We start from the raw sequence: 2,244 nt of genomic DNA on the forward strand, positions 1-2,244 counted from the left end.
CCGGGCTGGGTCGGCGACGAGCACCTCGTCGACGTCCACATCGGTCATCTCCGGCGCAAGCTCGACGACGAGGCCGCTACCTCGAAGTTCGTCAGCACCGTGCGGGGCATCGGCTACCGGATGGGAACCGGCCGGTGACCCGTGCTCGACGACCAACCCCCGGGCTGGCCACCCGACTGCTGGCGGCACAGTCCCTGGTCCTGCTGGCGGGGGCCCTGACGACGTGGCTGGTCGCCTCGGCCGTCGCTCCCGGCATCTTCCGCGATCACCTTCTGCGGGCCGGGGTCGCGCACACCGCCGCCGAGACCGGGCACGTCGACGAGGCGTTCGCCTCTGCGCTGCTCATCGCGCTCGCGGTCGCACTGCTCGTCTCGATTGTTTTCGCGCTGACCGTGACGTGGTTCTTCACCCGCCGCGTACAGCGGTAGGTCCTCGACGTGGCCGTCGCCGCCTCCGCGATCGCGGAGGGGAGGCACGGTTCCCGGGTCCCCAGCCCCGCACTCGGCGTCGAGTTCGACCAGCTCGCCGACACGGTCAACCAGCTCGCGCAGCGGCTCGAGGGGGTGGAGACCACCAGACGCCGGATGCTCGCCGACCTGGCCCACGAGATGCGCACCCCGCTGGCCACCATCGACGCCCATCTGGAGGCCATCGAGGACGGGGTGCGCGAGCTCGACGACCCGACCCTGGACGTCCTCCGCGGCAGCACGCAACGGCTGGGCCGGCTCGCTCAGGACGTGACCGCCGTGTCACGGGCAGAAGAGGGCCAGCTGCAGATGGCGCTGCGCCCGACCGACCCGGCCACGGTCGTCGAGATTGCCGCCCTCACAGCCCGGGACGGCTTCGACAGCAAGGGCGTTCGTCTGACGACCGCTGCCGTCGACACCCCCCTCGTTTCCGCAGACCCCGAGCGGATGGCCCAGGTCCTGGGGAACCTGCTCGACAACGCACTGCGCCACACCCCGGCGGGGGGGACAGTCTCCCTGACCACGTCGAGCCCGGATTCCCGTTGGGTCGAGATCACCGTCACCGACACCGGCGAAGGCATCGCCCCGGAGGCCCTCACCCACGTCTTCGACCGGTTCTACCGCGCCGACCCTGCCCGCACCCACGACCGCGGCGGCAGCGGGATCGGCCTGACCATCAGCCGGGCCCTGACCGAAGCCCACGGCGGAGGCATCGCCGCTAGGAGCCCGGGAAGGGGCGCCGGGGCGACCTTCGTCGTCCGCCTCCCCGGGCTCGGCACCAGATAGGACAGCCCCACTCGACGACCCCGCCTCTAGTCAGGACCGTCCCTCCCGCTCTTGGGGCCGTGAACACGGTCACTAACGGGCGGTGAGGCCGGCCAGCAGACCCAGCGCCCACAGGCCGCAGAGGGTGAGCAGCGCCCATCGGAAAGCGGAGCGAATCATGAAGTTGACGACAGTCATCCAACCGACTGACCCCGCTCCTACCGCCGCCGGGACCAGGAGGCCGCTGACACGGTTGCTACTGAGAGAGGTTTGCGCGACGTAGACGACCAGGACACCCGTCGTGCCGGCAAATCCCCCGAGTACCCAGAAGACGCGGCGCAGCCATCCGCTCAGGCCAGGGACCACGTCGATGAGACCCTCGACGGTCGAGCCCATGTATCGGGCGTCCTCCGGCAGCAGGGAGGGCCGAGCCGCGATGAAGTAGGCGCCGATCAGGAAGATGACGCTGCCGCACGCCGTGAGGAGCCAGACGGCCACCAAGGTCACCGGTCCTCTGTCAGATGGGGAACATGACCGCTCTTAGTTGCGGAGCCGGTGCGGTTCGGCCTCCGGTCGGGCTCAGTGCCCACGTACGGCTCGCTTGAGAGCCACGGCTTCGACGGTCGACGGTGACGGTGCGCCGGGAGCCGGGTCAGGGACGGCCGGGTCGGGTTTCGGCAACCGGAGTCGTTTGAGGGTGAGCGCGTTCAACGCGACGAGGAAGCTGGACCCGGCCATGGTGATCGCCGCTATTTCCGGGCGCAGGACCAGACCGAAGGCCGGTTCGAAGACGCCGGCGGCGATCGGCAGCGCGACGGAGTTGTAGCCGATCGCCCAGCCGAGGTTCTGCTTCATCTTGCGCACCGTGCCCCGCCCGATCCTCAGCGCCACCGCGACATCGAGGGGGTCAGAGCGCATCAGCACCACGTCAGCCGTTTCCACCGCCACGTCGGTGCCGGCGCCGATCGCGATGCCGAGGTCGGCCTGGGCGAGGGCCGGGGCATCGTTGACC

4 protein-coding genes and 1 pseudogene are annotated in these 2,244 nt (G+C 70.2%); 3 read left to right on the forward strand and 2 right to left on the reverse strand.

Annotated elements, in window-relative coordinates; translation table 11 throughout:
- The 3 genes from Q0R63_RS01530 to Q0R63_RS01540 form a co-directional block, all read left to right on the forward strand.
- On the forward strand, positions 1-138 hold a 138-nt coding region (locus tag Q0R63_RS01530), incomplete at its 5' end, for a helix-turn-helix domain-containing protein (RefSeq protein WP_295692979.1).
- Entirely contained in the window at positions 135-428 is a 294-nt protein-coding gene (locus tag Q0R63_RS01535; RefSeq protein WP_295692973.1) for a hypothetical protein, read from the forward strand. The genes Q0R63_RS01530 and Q0R63_RS01535, both read left to right, overlap by 4 nt.
- Before the next feature lie 9 nt (positions 429-437).
- Positions 438-1,253 carry a HAMP domain-containing sensor histidine kinase gene (locus Q0R63_RS01540; RefSeq protein WP_295692975.1) on the forward strand — a complete coding sequence of 272 codons (816 nt, stop codon included), beginning with the start codon at positions 438-440 and terminating at the stop codon, positions 1,251-1,253.
- Between the two features lie 72 nt (positions 1,254-1,325).
- On the opposite strand, the gene Q0R63_RS01545 is transcribed toward Q0R63_RS01540, so the two are convergent.
- Positions 1,326-1,739, reverse strand: coding sequence for a hypothetical protein (locus Q0R63_RS01545; protein ID WP_295692977.1), 414 nt, complete (start codon positions 1,737-1,739; stop codon positions 1,326-1,328).
- A gap of 72 nt (positions 1,740-1,811) precedes the next feature.
- Positions 1,812-2,244: pseudogene (locus tag Q0R63_RS01550) on the reverse strand (heavy metal translocating P-type ATPase); the annotation flags it as partial.

It is taken from the genome of Lapillicoccus sp. (genome assembly GCF_025353065.1).
Taxonomy (GTDB): domain Bacteria; phylum Actinomycetota; class Actinomycetes; order Actinomycetales; family Dermatophilaceae; genus Lapillicoccus.